This is a genomic window from Limnobacter sp. (assembly GCF_036405155.1).
Lineage (GTDB): Bacteria > Pseudomonadota > Gammaproteobacteria > Burkholderiales > Burkholderiaceae_B > Limnobacter.
This window is the reverse complement of record NZ_DASWYD010000007.1, coordinates 479296-500849: the sequence shown is the minus strand read 5'-3', so window position 1 is coordinate 500849 and position 21554 is coordinate 479296. Positions and strand designations below refer to the sequence as shown.

At 58.1% G+C, this 21554-nt stretch carries 25 protein-coding genes; 18 read left to right on the top strand and 7 right to left on the bottom strand.

The annotated features are described in order from the left end of the window. The first annotated feature begins 29 nt into the window (after positions 1-29). From VGE55_RS12990 to VGE55_RS12970, 5 genes are all read left to right on the top strand, one after another. Positions 30-386: a hypothetical protein gene (locus VGE55_RS12990; protein WP_331132104.1), complete on the top strand. Its 357-nt coding sequence runs from the start codon at positions 30-32 to the stop codon at positions 384-386. Positions 387-467: 81 nt separating this feature from the next. Beyond that, positions 468-791: a hypothetical protein gene (locus VGE55_RS12985; protein ID WP_331132103.1), complete on the top strand. Its 324-nt coding sequence runs from the start codon at positions 468-470 to the stop codon at positions 789-791. After that, positions 788-2218 (top strand): TolC family protein, encoded by a 1431-nt coding sequence (locus VGE55_RS12980; protein ID WP_331132102.1) that lies wholly within the window; start codon positions 788-790, stop codon positions 2216-2218. The genes VGE55_RS12985 and VGE55_RS12980 overlap by 4 nt, the downstream gene beginning before the upstream one ends. A gap of 21 nt (positions 2219-2239) precedes the next feature. After that, complete coding sequence (locus VGE55_RS12975; RefSeq protein WP_331132101.1) at positions 2240-3670, top strand: copper oxidase; 1431 nt, start codon at positions 2240-2242, stop codon at positions 3668-3670. A 38-nt stretch (positions 3671-3708) separates the two neighbouring features. Then, complete coding sequence (locus VGE55_RS12970) at positions 3709-4068, top strand: copper-binding protein (RefSeq protein ID WP_331132100.1); 360 nt, start codon at positions 3709-3711, stop codon at positions 4066-4068. A gap of 12 nt (positions 4069-4080) precedes the next feature. On the opposite strand, the gene VGE55_RS12965 is transcribed toward VGE55_RS12970, so the two are convergent. The 3 genes from VGE55_RS12965 to VGE55_RS12955 are packed head-to-tail and all read right to left on the bottom strand — an operon-like array spanning position 4081 to position 7153. Then, on the bottom strand, positions 4081-4848 hold the full coding sequence (locus VGE55_RS12965; RefSeq protein WP_331132099.1) for a histidine phosphatase family protein: 768 nt from the start codon (positions 4846-4848) through the stop codon (positions 4081-4083). Between the two features lie 2 nt (positions 4849-4850). Then, positions 4851-5915, bottom strand: coding sequence for a phosphotransferase family protein (locus VGE55_RS12960; protein ID WP_331132098.1), 1065 nt, complete (start codon positions 5913-5915; stop codon positions 4851-4853). Further along, positions 5912-7153 (bottom strand): acyl-CoA dehydrogenase family protein, encoded by a 1242-nt coding sequence (locus tag VGE55_RS12955; RefSeq protein ID WP_331132097.1) that lies wholly within the window; start codon positions 7151-7153, stop codon positions 5912-5914. Before VGE55_RS12955 ends, VGE55_RS12960 begins: the two co-directional genes overlap by 4 nt. A 31-nt stretch (positions 7154-7184) precedes the next feature. Here VGE55_RS12955 and VGE55_RS12950 point away from each other — a divergent pair, with 31 nt between their 5' ends. The 4 genes from VGE55_RS12950 to VGE55_RS12935 all read left to right on the top strand — a co-directional run bounded on the left by VGE55_RS12950 (position 7185) and on the right by VGE55_RS12935 (position 10289). Continuing rightward, complete coding sequence (locus tag VGE55_RS12950; protein WP_331132096.1) at positions 7185-8372, top strand: SMP-30/gluconolactonase/LRE family protein; 1188 nt, start codon at positions 7185-7187, stop codon at positions 8370-8372. 95 nt (positions 8373-8467) lie between these two features. Continuing rightward, positions 8468-8944: a Dps family protein gene (locus VGE55_RS12945; protein WP_331132303.1), complete on the top strand. Its 477-nt coding sequence runs from the start codon at positions 8468-8470 to the stop codon at positions 8942-8944. 89 nt (positions 8945-9033) lie between these two features. After that, a complete protein-coding gene (locus VGE55_RS12940) occupies positions 9034-9579 on the top strand; it encodes a sigma-70 family RNA polymerase sigma factor (RefSeq protein ID WP_331132095.1) in 546 nt (181 codons plus the stop codon). Then, a complete protein-coding gene (locus VGE55_RS12935) occupies positions 9576-10289 on the top strand; it encodes an anti-sigma factor (RefSeq protein ID WP_331132094.1) in 714 nt (237 codons plus the stop codon). Before VGE55_RS12940 ends, VGE55_RS12935 begins: the two co-directional genes overlap by 4 nt. Positions 10290-10292: 3 nt before the next feature. Here the strand turns inward: VGE55_RS12935 and VGE55_RS12930 are convergent, their stop codons facing one another. After that, positions 10293-11003 (bottom strand): Crp/Fnr family transcriptional regulator, encoded by a 711-nt coding sequence (locus VGE55_RS12930; protein WP_331132093.1) that lies wholly within the window; start codon positions 11001-11003, stop codon positions 10293-10295. Between the two features lie 150 nt (positions 11004-11153). On the opposite strand from VGE55_RS12930, the gene VGE55_RS12925 reads away from it, so the two are divergent. Further along, a complete protein-coding gene (locus tag VGE55_RS12925; RefSeq protein WP_331132092.1) occupies positions 11154-11672 on the top strand; it encodes a DUF962 domain-containing protein in 519 nt (172 codons plus the stop codon). Positions 11673-11682: 10 nt separating this feature from the next. Here VGE55_RS12925 and VGE55_RS12920 read toward each other — a convergent pair whose 3' ends face one another. Next, entirely contained in the window at positions 11683-12018 is a 336-nt protein-coding gene (locus VGE55_RS12920) for a DUF1840 domain-containing protein (RefSeq protein WP_331132091.1), read from the bottom strand. Between the two features lie 79 nt (positions 12019-12097). Here VGE55_RS12920 and VGE55_RS12915 point away from each other — a divergent pair, with 79 nt between their 5' ends. The 5 genes from VGE55_RS12915 (at position 12098) to VGE55_RS12895 (ending at position 16650) form a co-directional block, all read left to right on the top strand. Continuing rightward, a complete protein-coding gene (locus tag VGE55_RS12915) occupies positions 12098-12673 on the top strand; it encodes a hypothetical protein (protein WP_331132090.1) in 576 nt (191 codons plus the stop codon). Positions 12674-12676: 3 nt separating this feature from the next. Further along, the gene (locus VGE55_RS12910) at positions 12677-13966 is read left to right on the top strand and encodes an MFS transporter (RefSeq protein ID WP_331132089.1); all 1290 of its coding nucleotides are present in this window, start codon (positions 12677-12679) and stop codon (positions 13964-13966) included. Between the two features lie 168 nt (positions 13967-14134). After that, complete coding sequence (locus VGE55_RS12905) at positions 14135-14554, top strand: rubrerythrin family protein (RefSeq protein ID WP_331132088.1); 420 nt, start codon at positions 14135-14137, stop codon at positions 14552-14554. A gap of 98 nt (positions 14555-14652) precedes the next feature. Next, entirely contained in the window at positions 14653-16035 is a 1383-nt protein-coding gene (locus tag VGE55_RS12900) for a heterodisulfide reductase-related iron-sulfur binding cluster (protein ID WP_331132087.1), read from the top strand. A 30-nt stretch (positions 16036-16065) separates the two neighbouring features. Beyond that, complete coding sequence (locus VGE55_RS12895; RefSeq protein WP_331132086.1) at positions 16066-16650, top strand: DUF3501 family protein; 585 nt, start codon at positions 16066-16068, stop codon at positions 16648-16650. 16 nt (positions 16651-16666) lie between these two features. On the opposite strand, the gene VGE55_RS12890 is transcribed toward VGE55_RS12895, so the two are convergent. Next, complete coding sequence (locus VGE55_RS12890) at positions 16667-18235, bottom strand: YifB family Mg chelatase-like AAA ATPase (protein ID WP_331132085.1); 1569 nt, start codon at positions 18233-18235, stop codon at positions 16667-16669. 128 nt (positions 18236-18363) lie between these two features. After that, positions 18364-18828 (bottom strand): accessory factor UbiK family protein, encoded by a 465-nt coding sequence (locus VGE55_RS12885; RefSeq protein WP_331132084.1) that lies wholly within the window; start codon positions 18826-18828, stop codon positions 18364-18366. Between VGE55_RS12885 and VGE55_RS12880 the strand changes: the two genes are divergently transcribed. The 3 genes from VGE55_RS12880 (at position 18805) to VGE55_RS12870 (ending at position 21543) form a co-directional block, all read left to right on the top strand. Then, positions 18805-19566 (top strand): TorF family putative porin, encoded by a 762-nt coding sequence (locus VGE55_RS12880; protein WP_331132083.1) that lies wholly within the window; start codon positions 18805-18807, stop codon positions 19564-19566. The two genes, VGE55_RS12885 and VGE55_RS12880, sit on opposite strands and share 24 nt — an antisense overlap. Before the next feature lie 72 nt (positions 19567-19638). Further along, entirely contained in the window at positions 19639-19977 is a 339-nt protein-coding gene (locus tag VGE55_RS12875; RefSeq protein WP_256763159.1) for a P-II family nitrogen regulator, read from the top strand. Between the two features lie 15 nt (positions 19978-19992). After that, a complete protein-coding gene (locus VGE55_RS12870) occupies positions 19993-21543 on the top strand; it encodes an ammonium transporter (protein ID WP_331132082.1) in 1551 nt (516 codons plus the stop codon). Positions 21544-21554 lie beyond the last annotated feature (11 nt).

Genomic DNA, 21554 nt, shown 5'->3' with positions numbered 1-21554 from the left:
GTCCCTCTGAGGCGTGTTAAGGTTTTGGTATGCGACAACTGTCCCGATTCATGTTTTGGCTGGTACTGCTGGCCCTGCCCCTGCAAGGTTTTGCACAGGCAGGGTTTTTGTCATGCCACATGGATCGGTCGGGGGCTTCCCAGCACGCCACGATGGACCATGGCATGTCGCACACCGGTGATCACCAAGCCGCCGCCAAAGCCGACCTGGCCAAAAAAGCCTGTTGCACCTGTGCCGTGGCCTGTACCGTGATGGCCATGCCAACGTCGTTCACTGAACTGGCTCGGGTCGATCAAACCTTGCCCGTGTTGGCCGAACTCACGCCCTTTGTACCCACCCAAGCGCCGGTACCACCCGACAGGCCTCCCCGACTCTTCTCGCTCTGAACCACATGGTTGAAGCGGCTTGACCTTGCCAAGATGGGAAGGTTTAGCCTTCCCTGTCAATGCATTCAGTGAGCGTGAATCATGCCATTCACTCCGTTTAGAGGCCGGCGCAGCCGGCCGATTCGATGCGCCCTGCTGGGCTTGTTGGGCCTGATGTTGCCGCTTGCGTGGTCTTCCGCCGATGCGGCTGAACCAGAGGGCGCCAACGCCAAGGGTGATCCCCTTCCGTACACCGCCGTGTTTGAACACTACAAACCGTGGTCAGAACCCGAGATTGCACCCTGGCCTGCCGTGAACGACACCGTGCGCACGGTCGGCGGTTGGAGAACCTACGCCCGCGAGGCGATGGAGGCCAGCCAGAACCCTCACCCTGACACACACAGTCATGGGGAGGGCAAGCCATGATGCATCGAATGCATGGGCCAGCCCGCTTGTGGGTGGCGCCCGCCCTGGCCTTGTTTCTCAGCAGCTGTGCGTCCGTGGATGTGGACCGCAGCGTGAGCCGGATCAACACCAGCCAGGCCAGTTTTACCCAAGGTGCTCTCCAGCTGGCCCAAACACCCGAGCAGCGCAAGGCCATGGCCGACAAAGCCCAAGCACTGCTGCTGCAGCCCGTGGACCAAACCGCTGCCGTGAACCTGCTGCTGGTCAACAGCCCGGCTTTTCAGGCTTTGTTGGCGGGCCATTGGGCCGAGGGTGCGCAGGCCGCGCAGACAGGGCGGTTGAGTAACCCGGTGTTCACCTTCGAGCGCAGCACCCTGCTGGATGAATTGGAGATTGGCCGCTTGCTCACGGTGGGTTTGATCGACCTGCTCAGCTTGCCTGCTCGGCAAGGGGTGGCTGCCACAGCGGTGCAGCGCAGCGAGTTGGCCATGGCGGCTTCGGTGGTTGAGCAGGTGACTCAAGTGCGACAGGCCTGGGTGAATGCGGTGGCCGCCAAGCAGCAAGCGCAGTATGCCCGCCAAGTGGCTGACAGTGCGCAGGCCAGTGCCGAGTTGGCCCGGCGCATGCAGGAAGTGGGCAACTTCAACCGACTGACCCGTGCCCGTCAGCAGGCCTACTACGCCGATGCGGTGGCCAACCTGGCGTTGGCTGAGCAAAAATCAACGGCTGCGCGTGAGCAACTGGTGCGGCTGTTGGGTTTAAGTGACGAGCAGGCTCAACAGTTGCGCCTGCCAGAGAGACTCCCGGATATTCCGGCTCAGCCCCTGATGCCCTCAGCCATCAATGCGCAGCAGGGTAATCGCATTGATGTTCAAATGGCCAAGTTGCGTTTGCAGCAACTGGATCAGGCTCAAACGGTGAGCCTGATCGGATCGGTTCTGGATGTGGATGTGGGTGTTCGGCGCGACTCGGTGTTTGACAATGCGGCAGGCACCTCAGCCAACCGCAAGGGCTATGAGCTGGATTTGCGTTTGCCGCTGCTGGATTGGGGTGATCAACAACGTGCAGCGTATTCCGCCAGCACACTGGTGGCCTTGAACACGCTGGATGCCACGCTGCGCGCCAGCAATTCAATCCTTCGCGAGCAATATGCAAACTACCGCACCGCATGGGATGTTGCGCACCATTACCAAACCGAGGTGGTGCCGCTGAAGAAACTGATTTCCGATGAAAACCTGCTGCGCTACAACGGCATGTTGATTGGGGTGTTTGAGTTGCTGGCCGACAGCCGCGAGCAGATCAGCGCCGTCATGGGCGCATTGCAGGCCCAGGCCGATTTCTGGCGGGCCGATGCAGCGTTAAAGGCAGCCTTGGCTGGCAAGCCCATCGAAACAGCCCTGTCTGCACCCATGCGGTCATCTGCTGGGGCAGAGCCCGCAGGCCACTGAATACACGGAAAGGAATCCAGCATGAACACACGACGCAATTTCTTTAAACGCATGGGGCAGGCCAGTGGTCTGGCTGCATTCAGTGCCGTGGCCAGCACGGCGGTTAGCAAGGCGGCCATGGCAGCATTGCCCGAGCCTGTGCTGCAAACATCGCCCGAGACCATGCCACCCTTGGTGCCCAACACCGGCCGCCCTTACAACCCCGTGGTCACACTGAACGGCTGGACCCTGCCTTGGCGGATGAATGCGGGGGTGAAGGAATTTCACCTGGTGGCCGAACCGGTGGTGCGTGAAATGGCGCCCGGCATGGTGGCCCACCTGTGGGGCTACAACGGCCAGTCGCCGGGGCCCACCATCGAGGTGGTGGAGGGCGACCGGGTTCGTATTTTTGTCACCAACAAATTGCCCGAGCGCACCAGTGTGCATTGGCATGGCCAGCGCTTGCCCAACGGCATGGACGGTGTGACCGGGCTGAACCAGCCGGGCATTGAGCCCGGCAAAACCTTTGTGTACGAATTTGTGGCCCGCCGGCCTGGCACCTTCATGTACCACCCACATGCCGATGAAATGACGCAGATGGCCATGGGCATGATGGGCTTTTGGGTGACCCACCCCAAAGGCAAGCACCCGTTGATTGAGGAAGCCGACCGGGACTACTGCTTTTTGCTCAACGCCTACGACATTGACCCGGGTGCCTACACACCCAAAATCATGACCATGCTGGACTTCAACCTGTGGACATGGAACAGCCGTGTATTTCCGGGGATTTCGCCGCTGGTGGCCCGCAAGGGCGACCGTGTTCGCATCCGTGTGGGCAACCTCACCATGACCAACCACCCCATTCACATCCATGGTCATGAGTTTGAAGTCACCGGCACGGATGGCGGTCCAACCCCGAAGGGGTCCCGTTGGCCCGAAGTCACCGTGGACGTGGCGGTGGGCCAAATGCGGCAAATGGAATTCATCGCCGATGAAGAGGGCGACTGGGCATTCCATTGCCACAAAAGCCACCACACCATGAATGCCATGGGCCACAACGTACCCACCATGATCGGGGTGGATCACCGTGGCCTTGCTGGAAAAATCAACAAACTGATTCCTGATTACATGGTGATGGGCGAACGCGGCATGAGCGACATGAGCGAGATGCAAATGCCGCTGCCCGACAACACCGTACCCATGATGACGGGCGACGGCCCCTATGGCTCGGTGGAGATGGGTGGCATGTTCAGCATGCTGAAGGTGCGGAAAAACCAAAAGGCCGGTGACTACTCCGACCCCGGTTGGTATGCCCAACCACCGGGCACCCAGGCCTATGAATACACGGGTGCGCCACTGGCCAGCCCAAAGCGCCAAAGCCAGGCAGGCCCAGCGGCCATGCAGCAAAGCAACCGGCCTGCCGACACCATTGAATTGCAAGTTCGTAAACCACAGGGGCACCTGGGCCATTAAACCCAAACCCCAATCATTTTGAGATGAAGGAGATCACCATGACCATTCGCAACAACTTGACCTTGGCCGCCCTGACCCTTAGCGCTGCCGTGTTGCCCTTGCTGGCCCACGCGGCGGGTGAGCCCATGCACAACCACAGTGCGCATGCATCCGCGTCTGCTGGGCAGACTGCCCCTGCAGCCGATTTCACCGAGGGCGAAATCCGCAAAGTCAACAAAGCCACGGGCAAACTCACCATCAAGCATGGCGAAATCAAAAACATCCAGATGCCGCCCATGACCATGGTGTTTGAGGTGGCCGACAAAGCCATGCTGGACGGTGTGAAGGAAGGCGACAAGGTCAAGTTCAAAGCCAAGCAGGATGGCTCAAAACTGATCGTGACCGACATTCAACGCTGAAGGGTTGTCCCCTCAGCGGTAGGTGAGCAGTTCGTTGCGACGCGGGGCCCAGGCCTCCAGTCCAACAGCCTGCTCATCGAGCAGCCCCTGAATGTGCCCTTCGAAATGGGCTTGCTCGTTGAAGCTGGCCAGCGTGATGTGGCCGCGGTCATTGAACAACAATTTGCTCACGCTGCAATTGGTGATGCTCCAATTCAAGTGGAAGGCTTGGGCATCGGGCATGTTCAGCAACTGCTGGGCGATGCAGGCAATGGCCCCGCCCGATGTAAACACCACCACACTGGCCGATTCATCGCCCGTGTCCAGTTGCAGGCTGTGGGCCACCACATGGCCCAAGCCAGCCATCACGCGGCTTTTGAAAGCGGTCCAGCTTTCCGGGTAGTCGCTGTCATGCTCGCCACTCACCCAGCGGGCCACCGCCTTTTCAAAAATGGCTTGAAATGCTTTTTTGGGGTTACTGCTGCTGGCCATGTGGCGGTCAAACGCGTCTGAGTCTTCAAACTGTCCCACAAAGGCCGTCAAAATGGCCTCATGGTCGTACTCGTTCAATCCAGAGTGAATCACAGGCTCTGGCAGACGGCCATGCTGTTGTCCAAACGCCTGCGCTGTTTGTTGATGCCGTTTCATGCTGCCCGAGAAAGCCCCGTGGATGGGCACCTTCCTGGCTTTGAACCAGGCACCCAATTGTCGGCTTTGAAGGTCGCCCAGGTCGGACAACTGGTCATAATCCGCGCTGTCAAACGACGCTTGGCCATGGCGGATCAGGTAAATGCTGCCCATCTTTATTGCCCCGGTGACTTGGCGGCACGCGCAATCAAGCGCTTGCACCGCCAGTCGAGGTAATTCACCAAAATCCAGAAATTCTTGAAAGCCGGGTTGCGGGTTTGTTTGTGGTGGTAGCGGTAGTAAATTTGTTGCGCAATCACGGCCAGTCGGAACAGGCCGAACACTTCGTAGAAGGTCCAGTTGGGGGTACGCAAACCAGTTTTTTGCAAGTAATGGTCCACAATTTCCCGGCGTGTCAGCATGCCAGGCAGGCTGGAGGGCTGCCGCTGCAACAGGCGCATGAGAAAACCGTCACCCGCTTCCACCCAATAGGCCAATGCGCTGCCCAAGTCCATCAAGGGGTCGCCAACCGTGGACAATTCCCAGTCCAGCACGCCGACCACTTGGGTCGGTTGCTCGGGAGAAAATATCAGGTTGTCCAGCCGCCAATCGTTGTGGATCATGCAGGCCTTCACGTCGTCGGGGCAATTCAGGTGCAACCACTGCCGCACGGCTTTGAAGCCGCTGACGTTCCAGGTTTTCGCTTTTTCATAGCGCTGGCTCCAGCCTTCCACCTGGCGGCGTGTGTAGCCATCGCCCTTGTGCAGCACATCCAACCCGCTGGCTTTCACATCCACCTGGTGCAATTCAATCAGCTTGTCCCAGCAGGCCAGGCACAAGGCGCGGGTTTCGTCGGGCGTCAACTTCATACCCTTGGGCAAATGCTTGCGGGGTATCAAGCCATTCACATGCTCCATCACGTAAAACTCGCAACCCAGCACCTCCGGGTTGTTGCAATAAGCAACCAGCGTGGGCACCGTTGGGTACACCGGTTTCAGCATGTTCTGGATGCGAAATTCCCGGCCCATGTCGTGTGCGCCCTTGGCTTTGGTGCCTGCTGGTGGGCGGCGCAGCACCAGGTCAGCATTCTCGTATTTCAGCCGATAGGTCCAGTTGGAGGCGCCCCCTTGAAACTGGGTGACGACCGGGTTGCCCATCAGGCTCACACCTTGAGCCTGTAGCCAAGTCGTTACTGCCTGAACATTCAATTCCTCGCCTGCGCGAATGCCCGCTGCGCTCATTTTGCAAAACCCCCGAAGCCCCGCTTGGCAATTTCCAGCTTGGCAATCAAGCCCATGTGCACTTCATCCGGACCATCGGCCAGGCGCAGGCTGCGGGCCTGTGCAAAAAATGCTGACAGCGGGGTGTCGTGGCTCATGCCGGCGCCACCGTGAATCTGGATGGCCATGTCCACCACCTGCTGAAGCACATTGGGGGCCACCACCTTGATGGCAGAAATTTCGGTCATGGCCCCCAGTGCGCCAGCCTTGTCCAGTTTCCAGGCAGCGTACAAGGTCAGTAGGCGGGCCTGGTCAATCGCCAGGCGGGCTTGGGCCACGCGTTCACGGTTGCCGCCGAGGTTCATCAACGGCTTGCCAAAGGCAACGCGGTTCATGCCCCGGTCTATCATCAGTTCCAGGGCTTTTTCGGCAGCACCAATGCAGCGCATGCAATGGTGAATGCGGCCCGGGCCCAGTCTGCCTTGGGCAATTTCAAACCCTCGGCCCAGCCCGGCGATCACATTGGCAACTGGCACGCGCACTTGCTTGAATTCCACTTCGCCATGGCCATGGGGTTCGTCATAGGCACCAAACACAGGCAGCATGCGGTGTATGGTCACACCGGGTGTGTCCAGCGGTACCAGCACCATGCTGTGCTGGCCGTGTCGGCTTTTTTCGCTGTCGGCCGTGCGGGCCATCACGATGGCAATTTTGGCGCGTGGGTCGCCAATGCCGCTGCTCCACCATTTGCGGCCGTCAATCACCACTTCATTGCCTTGCAGGGCTGCGGTGGCTTGCATGTTGGTGGCATCGCTGCTGGCCACATCGGGTTCAGTCATGCAAAACACCGAGCGGATGTCGCCATTCAACAGGGGTATCAACCATTGAGCCTGTTGCTCGGGGCTGCCATATTTCCACAGCACTTCCATGTTCCCGGTGTCGGGTGCGTTGCAGTTAAAAACCTCCGGTGCCATCAGGCTGCGGCCGGTTTCTTCGGCCACCAGGGCATAGTCCAGCGTGCTCAGCCCGGCGCCCAGTTTTTCATCGGGCAAAAACAGGTTCCACAGACCCTGCGCACGGGCTTTGGCTTTCAATTCTTCCATCACGGGGGGTATGCGCCAGCGGGTCCAGTCACCGCCATGGCACTGGGCATCCATGCTGTGCCAGTAGTCGGCTTCAATGGGGGCAATGTGTTGGTCAATGAAGGCGCGCACGCGCGCTGCAAAGTCCTTGGCCTTTGCGCTCGGCTCAAAATTCACCGCCAGTCTCCTCGTTGTTGTTGGGTTCGGAATGTTTCCTCCGATATCATCCATCGTATCGGAAAAACTCAACGTGGTGCTTATGAGTGTGTGGCGCAAAGTGATTGGACCAGTCATCCTGCTGCCCGTGGTGGTGGTGGGTGGCATTGGCTTGTTTGGAGAAACCCGGGTGGAACCGGTGGCCTGGCAGGCCCCGCAACCGCCCAGTCGCGACAGCGGTCCTTACCAAAGCAACACCCTGCTGGAATCGGCCCAAGTGGTGGGCACTGCCAACCTGAAAAAGCCCGAGTCGCTGGCTGTAGGCCCCGATGGTTTGGTGTACACCGGCCTGGAGAATGGCGACATTGTCCGCTTTAAACCCGATGCCTTGCAGGCCAGTGACAATCCCAAAGCCGTGCCCATTGAATTGGTGGCCAACACGGGTGGCCGTCCGCTCGGGCTGGCCTTTCATCCACAGGGTTTTTTGGTGATTGCCGATGGTGTGAAAGGTTTGGTGCGTGTCGACATTGCTGGCTTGTCCAACCCCAGCACCAGCGTGAAAGTGCTGAGTGGCATGGTGGACGGTGTGCCGTATAAATTTGTGGACGACGTGGCCGTCAGCCCCGATGGCCATCATGCCTATTACTCGGATGCCTCCACCAAGTTTGGTTTGAAAGAGGTGTCACTGGACATTCTCGAACATGGTGGTCATGGTCGCCTGATTGAATACGACTTTGAAACCAACCGTGCACGGGTTGTTTTGGCCGGTTTGCAGTTTGCCAACGGGGTGGCCATGTCTGCGGACGGAGACTATGTGCTCATCAATGAAACTGGCGCCTATCAAATCCGCAAGGTTTGGTTGAAAGGCCCCAAGGCTGGCAAAGACGAGATTTTCGTCGACAACTTGCCCGGCTTTCCCGACAACATTCGCCGCGATGCGCAGGGCAATTTCTGGGTGGCCTTCCCCAGCCCCAGAGACAAGCTGGTCGACAGCATGGCTGAGCACCCTGGCTTGCGCAAGGCCATGGGCCGCTTCCTGGAAGTCATTCAATTTCCAGTCAAGCCGGTGGCCATGACGGTGGCTTTCAGCCCAGAGGGCAAGGTGGTGGCCAATCTGCAGGCACCCAAGGCCAATGGGTACTACTACGTCACCCAGGTCACGCCGGTCGGTACCACCTTGTTTTTGAGCTCGGTTCAGGTGCCGGGTTTGGCCACCTATCCCAATCCGTTGTTGAAATAAAAAGGAGAAGCACCATGGCAAAAACCGCCGCCCCCAAGAAAGCAGGCTCAAAGGCTGCGCCTGCCAAGACCTCTGGCAAGGTGAGCAAGCCCGACATGGCCAGCATCAACATTGGCATTCCGGCTGAGCAGCGTGCGGCCATCGCCCAGGGTTTGAGCCGCCTGCTGGCTGAAACCTACACGCTCTACCTCACCACCCACAACTTCCACTGGAACGTGACCGGCAAGATGTTCAACACCTTGCACACCATGTTCATGGACCAGTACACCGAAATGTGGAATGCGGTGGACCCCATCGCTGAACGCATTCGTGCCCTGGGTTTCCACGCACCCGGCTCGTACGCCGAGTTTGCCAAATTGAGCACCCTGCCCGATGCACCCGCCAAACCACCCAAAGCGATGGAGATGGTGGAGTTGTTGGCCAAGGGGCACGAGGCACTTGCCCGCACTGCCCGCGACATTTTCCCTGTGGTCGACGCAGCCGATGACCAGCCATCGGCCGATGTGCTCACGCAGCGCATGGACATTCATGAAAAAACCGCCTGGATGCTGCGCGCACTGCTGGAGGATTAAACCGCCGGTTGACCAGCCACTGACGGCAGCGCTGAGGGCTAACCCGCCGGCGCTGCATCCAAAACCACCTCACCTCGGGTTGTATTTGCATGGACTACCAGGAACCGGAACCGGACGACTTTGATTACGAAGCCGCCTTGCTGGCGTGCGCGCGGGGGGAGCAATTTGCCCTTCAGGCCATCTATGCCCGGGACGGACGTTGGCTCTTCTCGGTGGCCTTGCGCATCACCAAACGGGCCGAGTTGGCCGAAGAGGTGTTGCACGATGCCATGATCAAGGTGTGGAAACGGGCCAAGCTGTATTCCCCTGCCTTGGGCTCTGCCCGCGGTTGGGTGTACACCGTGGTGCGTAACCAGGCGCTGAACATGATTCGCCGTGGCAAGCAGGAATTGTCCACCGAGGACCTGGACCTGCCTGAGCTGTCGGCCGACGAGAACGAGCACCTGGCCGACGAAGCCACGCGCATGCACCGCTGCCTGGGGCATCTGGATGAGACCAAACGCAATGCCATCGTGCTGGCCTTTGTGGAAGGGTATACGCACGAGCAAATTGCACAGCGGTTGAATTCTCCGCTAGGCAGCGTGAAGTCCTGGATCCGTCGGGGCCTGTTGAAATTGAAGGAGTGTTTGTCATGAGTGAGTTGCAGGCCGAAGACCGCGTGATGCTCGCCGGTGAGTACGTGCTGGGCGTCATGACCGACGCAGAAAAGTCCGACTTCGAAACCCGCATGGCGCAAGATCCGGCGCTGGCCGCTGAAGTCGAGTTTTGGACCGAGCAGTTGTCGGCCATGTCCCGCAAGTTGCCGTTGCAGCCTGTGCGCCCTGTGGTGTGGGAGAATATTCGCCAGTCGGTTGCTGCCGAGCGTGCACCAGCCAAGTCTGCAGAGAACGGCCTGTTGGGCTGGTTCTGGAAGGGTTGGTCATTGGCAGCCAGCGCAGCCGCTGTGGTGTTGGCGGTTCAGCTGTTCGGTGTGCAGTCGGCGGCCACCGGGCCACGGTTTGTGGCCGTGATGAACAGCCCGGACCACAAAACCGAGTGGTTGGTGGAAGCCACGCCCAAGGGGACGGTGAAGGTGTATCCCATCGGGCAGTTGTCATTGCCCGACAACGCCAGCCTGGATGGCAAGGCGCTCCAGTTGTGGACCAAAGCACCTCAGGATGCAGGGCCAACCTCATTGGGCCTGATGGAGTTGGGCAAACCCATGGAATTGCCGGCCAGTGCCCTGCCGCGCCTGGTGGAGGAGCAACTGTTCGAGGTCAGCCTAGAGCCGCACACCGGGTCGCCCTACAAAGACAAACCCACCGGCCCTGTGGTGCTGATCGGAAAAACCGTGGCGCTGAACTAAGGCCTACTTGATGTGGGCTTTGGTTTTCAGGGCGTCGCTGTTAACAATTTCAATGCTGCCGCGCCCCAGTTCCAGAATGCCCTCGGATTCCATTTCCTTGAGCATCTGGTTGATGGTTTGACGAGACACCGCCAGCATGTCCGAGAGCTTGTCCTGCGACACATGCAAAATCCGGCTGCTGGCCTGACCACTGTCCGCGCGAATGCCATAGCCTTCCGACATCATCAGCAGGCGCCTTGCCAGCCGAATCGGCGTGGGTAACAGGGCGGCGTCTTCAATTGCACCAAAAATCAATCGCACTTTTTGGGTCAACAGCAAACCAAACTCACGCCAGTAGCGGGGGTTTTCATTGCACAGTTGTTCCAGTTGGGACTGCTTCACGTGCAGCAGGGTGACCACGCCATCGGCGATGGCATCGTGGGTGCGCATCTGTTTGTCGAACAGACAAATTTCGCCAAACCAGTCAGGCGGGTCCACCAGGGTCAAAATCACCTGCTTGTCGTCCGAGCCAAACTTGCTGGCCCCCACAATCTGCATGCTGCCTTTGAGCACGGCATAAATGCCGTCAGTACAGTCGCCCCGACAAAACAAACGCTGCCCGGCGGTCAGGTGTTTGATTTGCCCAAACTCCACCAGCCATTGCTGCAAACTGGCTGGCAAGTTGGCGAACCAGCGCCCCCGGCTCAGGATGAGTTGTATGTTTTCAGCTTGCATGGGGTGCGCCCTGGCCTTTTCAATGTGGATGTGACTGAAATTCGATGTTAAATGATGGAGCAATGTCAGGCAATTGACAGACCTGAATGGCAAGGTTTGCAACCATGTCGCCATTCACACCCATGGGCCCTTTGGGCTTGGAGCATTGTCATGAACACACTGGTTGATCAACTCGCCAAATACGCCGCCTACCACCGCGACCCTCGCAACATTGCCACACATTTTGTCGGTGTGCCCATCATCGTGCTCTCCGTGTTCATTTTGCTGTCACGGGTGCACGTGGATGTGGCGGGCATTGCGGTCAGCCCAGCTTTGCTGGCGTTTTTGGCCTCGAGTATTTTTTACTTCCGCCTCAGCGCCGTTTACGGCGTGGTGATGTTTGTGGCGCACGGCTTTTTGCTGTTGCTGGCTGGCTACTTTGCGACATTGACCACAGTGGGCTGGTTGTCGGCAGGCGTGGGCATTTTCGTGGTGGGCTGGATTATCCAGTTCATCGGCCACTACTACGAAGGCCGCAAACCTGCATTCGTGGACGACCTCATCGGCTTGGCAATTGGCCCACTGTTTGTGGTGGCGGAATTTGGTTTTTTGATGGGCTTGGGCAAGAAAGTGCAAGCCGATGTTGAGGCCATTGCCGGCCCGGTTCGCCGGCGCATGGTTCAAGCCTGAGCAGGCTTCTTCAGAAGCCCCAGTGCACATCCACCTGTTTTTTCTGGGCGGCTTCCAGCATTTTCAGCAGGGGGTAAGCCCGCTGCTCCAGGCTGACATGGTTCTTCAGCGCCAGGCTCTCTTCCGGGGTTAAATCGCTTTCATCCACCGGCGGCTGGTCGGCTTTTGCCATGCGTTCCATGTTCACCGCAGCCACCAGTTGGGCGTGTGCATGGGCCAAGTCAGCCGGTTCAATCACACCGCGTGCTGCGGCTTCAATGCCCATGATGCGAAACAGTTTGTCGGCATGTTCCTTGAACATCACGATGTCGCCAGCGGCTTTGGACTTGAATTTCACAATGGCCATGGTTGCTCAATCGTCTCTAGTAAAAACAGGTTGTGTTGGGTTGGTGTGCTGGCATGCGCACTACAATGCAAATACCCCCATGTCTGTATTGTCGCGTGAAAGGTTGTTCATGATGTTCGCTGGCGTTCCGCTGAATCGTATTTTTTTGCGTCTGGTCCTGTCGTTGTCTTTGTTGTCGGCCTGTTCGCCAGCCTTCAATTGGCGCGTGGTGCCCAACCCAGATGGCGGATACACCGCGACTTTCCCCGACAAGCCCGCCCTGGTGACCCGCACGCTCGACCTGGCCAACCTGAAGGTGCCCCTCACCTTGCAAGCCGCGCAGGTCAATGGCCTGTACTTTGCGGTCGGCACCGTGCCGCTGGATGGCGACCTGAAAGACCGGCAAACCGTGTTGGTGGATGCCTTGTCCCTGGCGCTGGCCAATAATATTCAAGCCAGCAAGCCGGCCTTGGCCACCACCACCTGGCTTGGCATGCCGGTGTTCGAGATGGACAGCCGCGGCAAAACGGCCAAAGGCGGCGCTGCATTTGTGAAAGCCCGTTTCTTCGAACACCACGGCCATTTGTTCGAGGTGATTGTGATGGGTGAAGCCGAGCAGCCCGACCCCGGCGTGGTCGCCCAGTGGTTCAATGGCTTCGCCGTGGGCGGGCGCTAAACCATGCTGGAAAATCACCCACACCTGATTCGTGAAACCCAGGCTGATGGGACCGAGCGTTTGTGGGTGGTAGGGCCTTTGGCCATTCGCGTGTTTGTGATCTTCGCCTCGGCGTACATGTTGTCCTACGCGTTTCGCGCCATCAACGCCGTGATTGCCAAACCCTTGGTGCAGGAACTTGGCCTGAGCGCATCCCAGTTGGGCTTGTTGGCGTCCGCGTATTTTTTGTCGTTTGGCCTCATGCAACTGCCAGTGGGCCTCATGCTCGACCGGTACGGCCCACGGCGTGTTGAAGCAACGCTCATGATTTTTGCCGCACTGGGCGCCCTGTGGTTTGCCTCGGCCGATTCTTTCGCCGGTCTGTGGATGGGTCGGGCATTGATCGGTATCGGTGTCTCCGCTTGCCTTATGGCCTCCATCAAAGCCTATGCCTTGTACTTCAAACCCCATTTGCAGGCCAGCATGTCGTCGTGGATGCTCATGGCCGGTTCCTTGGGTGCTTTGTCAGTGACCACCCCGGTGGAGGCCCTGTTGCCGGTGTTGGGCTGGCGCGGAGTGTTTGTGGCCGCTGCGGTACTGTGTGTGGCGGCCAGCCTTACCCTGTGGTTTGTGATGCCCACGCTGTTCAAACCCCAAAAAGCCGAGTCGGTGGGCGACATGGCCAAAGGCTTCAAGGTGGTGTTTCGCCACCCCCACTTTTGGCGCGTGGCGCCGCTGGCCACACTCACGCAGGGCGGTTTCATGGCCTTCCACGGTTTGTGGGTGGGGCCCTGGTTCACCGACGTGGTGGGCTACACCAATGCGCAGGCTGCGCAAAACATGTTCTGGATTTCAGCCGCCATGCTGGTCGGCTATTTTCTGGTGGGTCAGGGCACACGCACACTGACCCGCCGCGGTGCAGACGAAGACCTTATTCTGGTGATCGGCTTGGGCGCCGCCATCCTCATCTTCGCCAGTCAATTGCTTCTGGGCGGGCAAAGCCATCTGCTGGGCTGGTTGCTGCATGGCTTCACCGTGGCCACCGGCATCATGACCTACACCACGTGCAACAAGCCGTTTCCGCGCCAACTCACCGGGCGTTCCAGCACAGCGCTGAACTTGCTGATTTTTGCGGGCGCGTTCAGTGTGCAGTGGGGCATCGGCTTGGGCATTGATTTCTTTCAATACCTGGGCCTTGAGAAGGTGTCCGCCATTCGCGTGTCACTGGGGGTGTTGTGCGGCTTGCAGGTGATTTCCTGGGTGTGGTTTGTCCGGCCCGGGCGTCGACAAAGCCACCTCATCCCTTTGGGTTGAAGCCAGATATTCATCTGAATGCGAATCATTATCGGTGGATATCAAGCGGTATTACCAAATAGTCCTCACCTATCAGGAAAATTGGCAAGTCTTATTTGACAGCTGTCTTGGACATTTTTAAGAATAAAAATTCCTCATGGTTCAATGCTTTATTTGGAGGCAATGAAAATGGAATTGAAGGGATCCAAGACAGAACAGAACTTGAAAGACGCATTTGCTGGCGAGTCGCAAGCCAATCGCCGCTACCTCTACTTCGCGGCCAAAGCCGACGTGGAAGGCTACAACGATGTGGCCGCCGTGTTCCGCTCAACGGCCGAAGGTGAAACCGGCCATGCCCATGGCCACCTGGAGTACCTGGAAAGATGTGGCGACCCTGCCACCGGCATGCCCTTTGGCCCCACCGCCGACAACCTGAAGTCGGCCATTGCTGGCGAAACCCACGAGTACACCGACATGTACCCAGGCATGGCCAAAACCGCCCGCGATGAAGGCTTTGACGAAATCGCCGACTGGTTTGAAACCCTGGCGAAAGCCGAGCGCTCACACGCCAACAAGTTCCAGAAAACCCTGGACACCATGGCAGCCTAAACCATTGGGCACCAGCCGCCCGTGCGCAATGCACGGGCGGCTTTTTGACAAGGCTTGCCCAGACAGCACAGGGCCCGCCAAACACACAGGAGGTTGATGTGTCAGTTGTCGGAACCATACGTGAAGGCAGTACCCAGGCGCCCACGCGCCACCCCATCGATTGGAAAAATCCCGAGTTTTACAACGAAGAGGCCTGCTTCAAGGAGATGGAGCGCATCTTCGACATTTGTCACGGTTGTCGCCGCTGCGTCAGCCTGTGCGGCTCTTTCCCCGTGTTATTCGACCTCATCGATGAAGGCCCGACGATGGAGCTGGACGGGGTGCCGAAGGAAAAATACTGGGACGTGGTTGATCAGTGTTACCTCTGCGACATGTGCTACATGAGCAAGTGCCCCTATGTGCCGCCGCATGAGTGGAACCTGGATTTCCCGCACACCATGTTGCGGGCCAAGGCCATCAAATTCAAGCAAGGCGGTGCAACCTTCCGCGACAAGTTCCTCAGCAGCACCGACGCGCTGGGCAGTTTTGCGGGCATCCCCATCGTCACCCAAACCGTGAATGCCGTGAATGGCACAGCCGCCATGCGCTCGGTCATGGACAGCACGCTGGGCGTGGACAAAAAAGCGTGGATTCCCAGCTATGCACCCAAAAAATTCCGCAGCATGGAGAAAGCCCGCCGGGCTGACAAAATGGCTGCACCTGTGAGTGTTGTGGATGGCGAACGCACACCCGGCAAAGTAGCCATTTTCGCCACCTGCTACGTGAACTACAACGAGCCCGGCATTGGCCAGGATCTGGTCAAGATTTTGCAACACAACAACATTCCCTATGTGTTGGCCGAAAAAGAAGCCTGCTGCGGCATGCCCAAGCTGGAGCTGGGTGATCTCGATTCTGTGGCCAAGCTGGCTGAAAAAAACATTCCTGCGCTGGCCAAGCTCGCCAAGGAAGGCTATGCCATCCTCACCGCCATTCCATCCTGCACGCTGATGTTCAAACAGGAACTGCCGTTGATGTTCCCGGACGATGCCGACGTGCAGGCCGTGAAAAAAGCCATGTGGGACCCGTTTGAGTACCTGATTGCCCGCAACAAAGACGGTTTGCTGAAAACCGATTTCCAGCATGGCTTGGGCAATGTGAGTTACCAGGTGCCCTGCCACAGCCGCGTGCAAAACGTGGGCAAAAAAACCGAGGAAATGTTGAAGCTGGTGCCCGACACGGCGGTGAACACGGTGGAACGTTGCTCAGGCCATTCCGGCACTTGGGGTGTTAAAAAGGAGTTTCATGGCATGGCCATGAAAATTGGCAAACCGGTGTTCAAGCAGATGGCTGCCAAAGCCCCAGACTACGTGAGCTCGGATTGCCAATTGGCGGGCCACCACATCATGCAAGGCTTGGCGGAATTGGGTGATTCGGCAGGCTTGAGCAAAGCCCCCCAGTTGGCCCACCCCATCAGTTTGATTCGAATCGCCTACGGTCTGTGATGTGTTGGATAAGACAAGGAGTGTGTTGTGATGCCTGTTATCAGCCGTGAAAGTTTGCTGTCGCTGGAGAGTTATTCCAAGCAGCGCAAAGCATGGAAAGAGAAAATCATTCCCCACAAAAAGGCACGCACCGTGCATGTGGGCAACCACGTCACCCTGATTTTTGAGGATGAATTCACCATTCGCTATCAGATTCAGGAAATGCTGCGCATTGAGAAAACCTTCGAAGAGGAGGGTATTCTCGATGAGCTGGAAGCCTATGGCCCCTTGGTGCCCGATGGCAGCAACTTCAAGGCCACCATGATGATTGAATATGGCGACCCTGAACTTCGGGCTCAGCAGTTGCGCCTGCTCAAAGGCATTGAGGACTCCACCTGGGTGCGTGTGGACGGCTTTGACAAAGTATTTGCCATTGCCGACGAAGACCTGGAACGCGAGAATGCCGAAAAAACCTCCGCAGTGCATTTTTTGCGTTTCGAATTAAGCCCGGCCATGTGTGCAGCACTGAAAGCTGGTGCTGCGTTGGGTGTGGGCATTGACCATGCACATTACCACCATGCGGTGGACGAAGTGGCGCCCCAAACCCAGGCTGCGCTTGTCAAAGACTTGGCCTGAATTCAACGCACGGGTTTTAAGCTGCCGCGCGGGCGTTGATGGGTGTACCCGCTTGCGTGTTCAGGTTACGCCGGTATTGAATGGCGGTGGCCATGTGGGTTTTGCTGATCTGTGGCGCTGTCTCCAAGTCTGCCAATGTGCGGGCCACCCGCAAAATGCGGTGCAGTGCCCGGGCTGACAAATGGTGTTTTTGCGCAAAGCCCAGCAACAACTTTTCTGCCTCCGCACTCGGTTTGCAGTGCTGCTGGATCAAACCGGGCGTCAGTTCTCCATTCAGGCAACCTTGTCGAGTCTGCTGGAGCGTGCGACAAGCTTTTACACGCTGCAGGTAATTCACGGTGTTGGGTTGGCCGGCATCCGCGCCTTGCCCATTCAGCAGGGCTTCATGCTGCACCGGGTGCACTTCGATGGAAATGTCCAGTCGGTCGGCCAGCGGCCCCGACAACTTGGCCTGGTAGCGCCGCACTTGCTCGGGCGAGCAGCGGCATTCCTTGTGCGGATGGCCCAACCAGCCGCATGGACATGGGTTGTGTGCGCACACCCACAAAAACCGGGCTGGGAAGCTGGCTTGGTGGCCTGCTCTTGAAATATTGACCCGGCCGGTTTCCAGGGGCTCTCGCAGGGCTTCCAGACAGCGGCGCTCAAATTCCAGCACCTCGTCGGTGAACAAAATGCCTTGGTGAGCCAGCGTGATTTCGCCCGGCGCGGGCGGGTTCCCGCCCCCAATCAGCGAGACCGGGCTGCAACTGGGGTGGGGGTTGCGGAATGGACGCTGCATCACCAGCTGGTCACCTTCCCCTTTCAGGCTTCGAATGGCCGACAATTCCAGCGCCTCATCAAATGGCAAGGTGGGCATGAGTCCCGCCATGCGTTGGGCCAGCATAGACTTGCCACTACCGGGCGGGCCCATCAGGCGAATGTGATGGTGCCCGGCGGCGGCTGTCAGCAGGGCGTGTTTGGCGGTGGCGTGGCCAACCACCTCGCTGAAGTCCGGTGTCCGCATGGGCAACGTGCCGTCGTTTTGCGGCCCTGTCGTCAGTGCTTGCAGGGGTTCGCCATGCCCCACCAAGTGTGCTGCCACCTCAAACAGGGTTTGAGCCCCATACACAGCCAACCCCGGGACAAATGCCGCTTTGGCCGCCTCATTCAGGGGCAACATCAAGCGCTGTTGGGTGGCTTTGCCGGTGTTTTCGCGTCGCAAGGCCACGGCCAGCGCAAACGGGCTGCGCACGCCGGTCAACGCACCACTCAGCGACAATTCACCGGCGAACAACCAGTCGTCCAGCCGGGCCTTGGCCAACTGGCCCGATGCGCTGGCAATGCCCAGCGCAATCGCCAAGTCGAACGACGCACTGCCTTTGGGCAGGTCTGCCGGTGCCAAATTCACCGTAATACGCTGGGCGGGAAATTCAAAACCGCTGTTGATGAGCGCCGATCGAACGCGCTCCTTGGACTCCCGGATTTCTGCATCGGGCAGGCCCACAATCGCAAAAGAAGGCAAACCTGCAGACAGGTGAATTTCGATGCGCACGGGGACTGCGCGTATTCCGACAAATGTCAGGCTGTGGAGGGTGGCGAGGGGCATGGACCGGACATGTTGGGCGTTAAACGCCCGATTATCCGGATGGCCTGTGAACAGGCGAATGGGCCCCCTTGCTTGGATTCACCCGAATGGGGTGCTGCACCGATTTGGCTCGCGCGCACCGACTTGGCTCAGTTACCGCGTTTTTCGAGCATTTCCACGCGCTGTTCAAGGGCATGCACCCTTTCACGCAGTCGTTGAATCACTTCCTTTTGAATCTCGAAGTCTTCCAGGGTGACAAATTCCATGTCCTGCAGACTTTGCCGGATGAGTTGGGTGATCGGGTTTTCAAGGCCTGACAAGCCTTTGCTGCCCAAAAAGTCTCCCACACGGCTTTGTATCGCATCAAACGGATTGTTGGCCACAACATTCTCCTGCTGCATGGTTGAAATGCACCAATACGGTGCAATTAATGGTCGTTCTGACAATTTCAGCTCGCCAGCCCCCGGAATAGTGCCCGAAAAGAGGCGGTATAGCGTGAGTTTACTGACGAATGATGGGTTGGCACAGTTCTCGCTAATAGCCTCATGCCAAAAAATCACACGGCATTCATCTATTTTTAGGAGAGTGAGATGAAAAAAGCATTGCTGGCCCATGCAGTTGTTGCTGCGCTGACCACATTCGGGGCTGTATCTGCTGCTTCTGCAGCTTCTGTAACTGCCAACGCCAACGTCACCACCGACTACAAATTCCGTGGTATTTCTCAAACCAACAGTGGCCCAGCCTTCCAGGGTGGTTTTGATGCCGCCTTCGACAACGGCTTCTATGTGGGCAACTGGAACTCCAACGTCAGCTTCACCGGTGCAACTGGTGCTGGCCTGGAAATGGATTTCTATGGTGGCTATGCCGGTGAATACAAAGGCATCGGTTACGACGTGGGTGCCCTGTATTACTACTATGAAGGCGCAACCATTCCCGCCGGTTCCCCTGAGCTGAACACACTGGAACTGTATGGCAAGTTGTCCTACGCCGGTGCTTACGCCAAGGTGTCTTACGCCGCTTCCAAAGACTACTTCGGTCTGACCGCAGCCAATGGTTCCATCGACCAGAAGGGTTCCATCTACACCGACCTGGGCTACGCATACCCCTTGAACGACAAGATCACCTTGAACGCTCACTACGGTTTGACCTCGTATGACAAGGCCATCAACAACACCACCGTTGCTGGCACCAACAAGAGCTATTCCGACTACAGCCTGGGTGCTACCTATGCGTTTGACAAAAACTACTCTGTCACCGCTGCTTACGTAGACACCAACAAGAAAGCTGAACAACTGTTTGGCAAGGACGCAACCGAAGGTTCACTGGTTGTGACCCTCAGCGCCAAGTTCTAAGTACGAAATGACAGCGCTCTGAAGAGGGGCGCTGTTCAACCCTCTTCAATCAATTTCTTTCAGGAGTGCGTAATGAAGCTTATTTCAGCCGTCATTAAGCCTTTCAAGCTGGATGAAGTCCGCGAGGCGCTGTCTGCCATTGGTGTTCAAGGCATTACAGTGACCGAGGTCAAGGGCTTTGGTCGTCAGAAAGGCCACACCGAGTTGTATCGCGGTGCCGAATATGTGGTGGATTTTCTGCCCAAAGTGAAAATTGAAGCCGCCGTGGACGACAGCTTGGTTGATCAAGCTTGCGAAGCCATCGAGACTGCAGCCAAAACCGGCAAGATCGGCGACGGCAAGATTTTCGTTTTCGACCTGTTGAGTGTTACCCGTATTCGCACAGGCGAAACCGGTAAAGACGCACTTTAATCGAGTGAGGACACCATGAAAAAATTCCTGACTGTCTGGCTTGCCGCCGCCACCCTGGGTGTGGCTGCGCTAAGCACCGGCGCCTACGCCGAAGACAAGCCGGCGACTCCCGCCGTGACTGAAGCTGCGCCCGCTGCGGCGCCTGCCGCTGAAGCACCCGCAGCCGCGCCAGCCCCAGCTGCTGCACCAGCCGCCGCTGCTGCAGCCCCTGCTGAAGCAGCACCTGCGCCCGTTCCCAACAAAGGCGACACCACCTGGATGATGGTCGCCACGCTGTTGGTGATTCTCATGACTGTGCCTGGCTTGGCCCTGTTCTACGGCGGCTTGGTCCGCAGCAAAAACATGCTGTCGGTGCTCATGCAAGTCATGGTCACTTTCAGCCTGATCGTGGTGCTGTGGTTCATTTATGGCTACAGCCTGGCCTTCACAGAGGGCAGCGCATTCATCGGCGGATTCGACCGCGTGATGATGGCTGGCATTTGGGACAACGTGGCTGGAACATTCGCCAACGCTGCAACATTCAGCAAAGGTGTGGTCATTCCTGAAATTGTGTTTGCCGCCTTCCAGGCCACATTCGCCGGTATCACCTGTGCGCTGATCGTGGGCGCCTTTGCAGAGCGCATCAAGTTCTCCGCCGTGCTCCTGTTCATGGTGCTGTGGTTCACATTCAGCTATCTGCCCATTGCACACATGGTGTGGTTCTGGATGGGGCCTGACGCCTACACCGGCGCTGACGTGGTCGATGCCATGAATTCCAAGGCCGGTTTCATCTGGCAAATGGGCGCGCTTGACTTCGCGGGCGGTACCGTTGTTCACATCAACGCCGCTGTGGCTGGCCTGGTGGGTGCATTCATGGTGGGCAAGCGTGTGGGTTACGGCAAAGAGTCCATGGCACCTCACAGCCTGACACTGACCATGGTTGGTGCATCGCTGTTGTGGGTGGGCTGGTTTGGTTTCAACGCAGGTTCTGCGCTGGAAGCCAACGGTTTTGCTGCCCTGGCATTTGCAAACACCTTCGTGGCCACTGCTGCTGCTGTTCTGGCCTGGTGCGCTGGTGAAGCCCTCCTGAAAGGCAAGGCCTCCATGTTGGGTGCTGCTTCCGGTGCAGTGGCCGGTCTGGTTGCGATCACACCCGCTGCCGGCAACGTGGGCATCGGTGGTGCGCTCATCATCGGCCTGATTGCTGGCCTGGCTTGCTTGTGGGGTGTAACAGGCCTGAAGAAGCTGCTGGGCGCAGACGACACACTGGACGTGTTCGGTGTTCACGGCGTGGGTGGTATTTTGGGTGCCCTGTTGACCGGTGTGTTCAACAGCCCCAACCTGGGCGGCCCATCGGCTGTTGCAGACTGGACGACTGTGGCCATGATCGCTCCTGGAGACTTCTCCATCGGCGCACAGGTTCTGGTTCAGGCCAAGGCTGTGTTGATCACCATCGTGTGGTCGGCTGTGGTGTCAGTCATCGCCTACAAACTGGTTGATCTGATTGTGGGTCTGCGTGTGTCGGAAGAAGCCGAGCGCGAAGGTCTGGACATCAGCTCACATGGCGAACAGGCTTACGTGAAGTAAGGTTCACTCTC

Bases quoted from the DNA above. Each gene is read 5' to 3' on its own strand.
- VGE55_RS12990 (WP_331132104.1), top strand. From the start codon at position 30: ATGCGACAACTGTCCCGATTCATGTTTTGGCTGGTACTGCTGGCCCTG.
- VGE55_RS12985 (WP_331132103.1), top strand. From the start codon at position 468: ATGCCATTCACTCCGTTTAGAGGCCGGCGCAGCCGGCCGATTCGATGC.
- VGE55_RS12980 (WP_331132102.1), top strand. From the start codon at position 788: ATGATGCATCGAATGCATGGGCCAGCCCGCTTGTGGGTGGCGCCCGCC.
- VGE55_RS12975 (WP_331132101.1), top strand. From the start codon at position 2,240: ATGAACACACGACGCAATTTCTTTAAACGCATGGGGCAGGCCAGTGGT.
- VGE55_RS12970 (WP_331132100.1), top strand. From the start codon at position 3,709: ATGACCATTCGCAACAACTTGACCTTGGCCGCCCTGACCCTTAGCGCT.
- VGE55_RS12965 (WP_331132099.1), bottom strand. From the start codon at position 4,848: ATGGGCAGCATTTACCTGATCCGCCATGGCCAAGCGTCGTTTGACAGC.
- VGE55_RS12960 (WP_331132098.1), bottom strand. From the start codon at position 5,915: ATGAGCGCAGCGGGCATTCGCGCAGGCGAGGAATTGAATGTTCAGGCA.
- VGE55_RS12950 (WP_331132096.1), top strand. From the start codon at position 7,185: ATGTTTCCTCCGATATCATCCATCGTATCGGAAAAACTCAACGTGGTG.
- VGE55_RS12945 (WP_331132303.1), top strand. From the start codon at position 8,468: ATGGCCAGCATCAACATTGGCATTCCGGCTGAGCAGCGTGCGGCCATC.
- VGE55_RS12940 (WP_331132095.1), top strand. From the start codon at position 9,034: ATGGACTACCAGGAACCGGAACCGGACGACTTTGATTACGAAGCCGCC.
- VGE55_RS12935 (WP_331132094.1), top strand. From the start codon at position 9,576: ATGAGTGAGTTGCAGGCCGAAGACCGCGTGATGCTCGCCGGTGAGTAC.
- VGE55_RS12930 (WP_331132093.1), bottom strand. From the start codon at position 11,003: ATGCAAGCTGAAAACATACAACTCATCCTGAGCCGGGGGCGCTGGTTC.
- VGE55_RS12925 (WP_331132092.1), top strand. From the start codon at position 11,154: ATGAACACACTGGTTGATCAACTCGCCAAATACGCCGCCTACCACCGC.
- VGE55_RS12920 (WP_331132091.1), bottom strand. From the start codon at position 12,018: ATGGCCATTGTGAAATTCAAGTCCAAAGCCGCTGGCGACATCGTGATG.
- VGE55_RS12915 (WP_331132090.1), top strand. From the start codon at position 12,098: ATGTCTGTATTGTCGCGTGAAAGGTTGTTCATGATGTTCGCTGGCGTT.
- VGE55_RS12910 (WP_331132089.1), top strand. From the start codon at position 12,677: ATGCTGGAAAATCACCCACACCTGATTCGTGAAACCCAGGCTGATGGG.
- VGE55_RS12905 (WP_331132088.1), top strand. From the start codon at position 14,135: ATGGAATTGAAGGGATCCAAGACAGAACAGAACTTGAAAGACGCATTT.
- VGE55_RS12895 (WP_331132086.1), top strand. From the start codon at position 16,066: ATGCCTGTTATCAGCCGTGAAAGTTTGCTGTCGCTGGAGAGTTATTCC.
- VGE55_RS12890 (WP_331132085.1), bottom strand. From the start codon at position 18,235: ATGCCCCTCGCCACCCTCCACAGCCTGACATTTGTCGGAATACGCGCA.
- VGE55_RS12880 (WP_331132083.1), top strand. From the start codon at position 18,805: ATGAAAAAAGCATTGCTGGCCCATGCAGTTGTTGCTGCGCTGACCACA.
- VGE55_RS12885 (WP_331132084.1), bottom strand. From the start codon at position 18,828: ATGGGCCAGCAATGCTTTTTTCATCTCACTCTCCTAAAAATAGATGAA.
- VGE55_RS12875 (WP_256763159.1), top strand. From the start codon at position 19,639: ATGAAGCTTATTTCAGCCGTCATTAAGCCTTTCAAGCTGGATGAAGTC.
- VGE55_RS12870 (WP_331132082.1), top strand. From the start codon at position 19,993: ATGAAAAAATTCCTGACTGTCTGGCTTGCCGCCGCCACCCTGGGTGTG.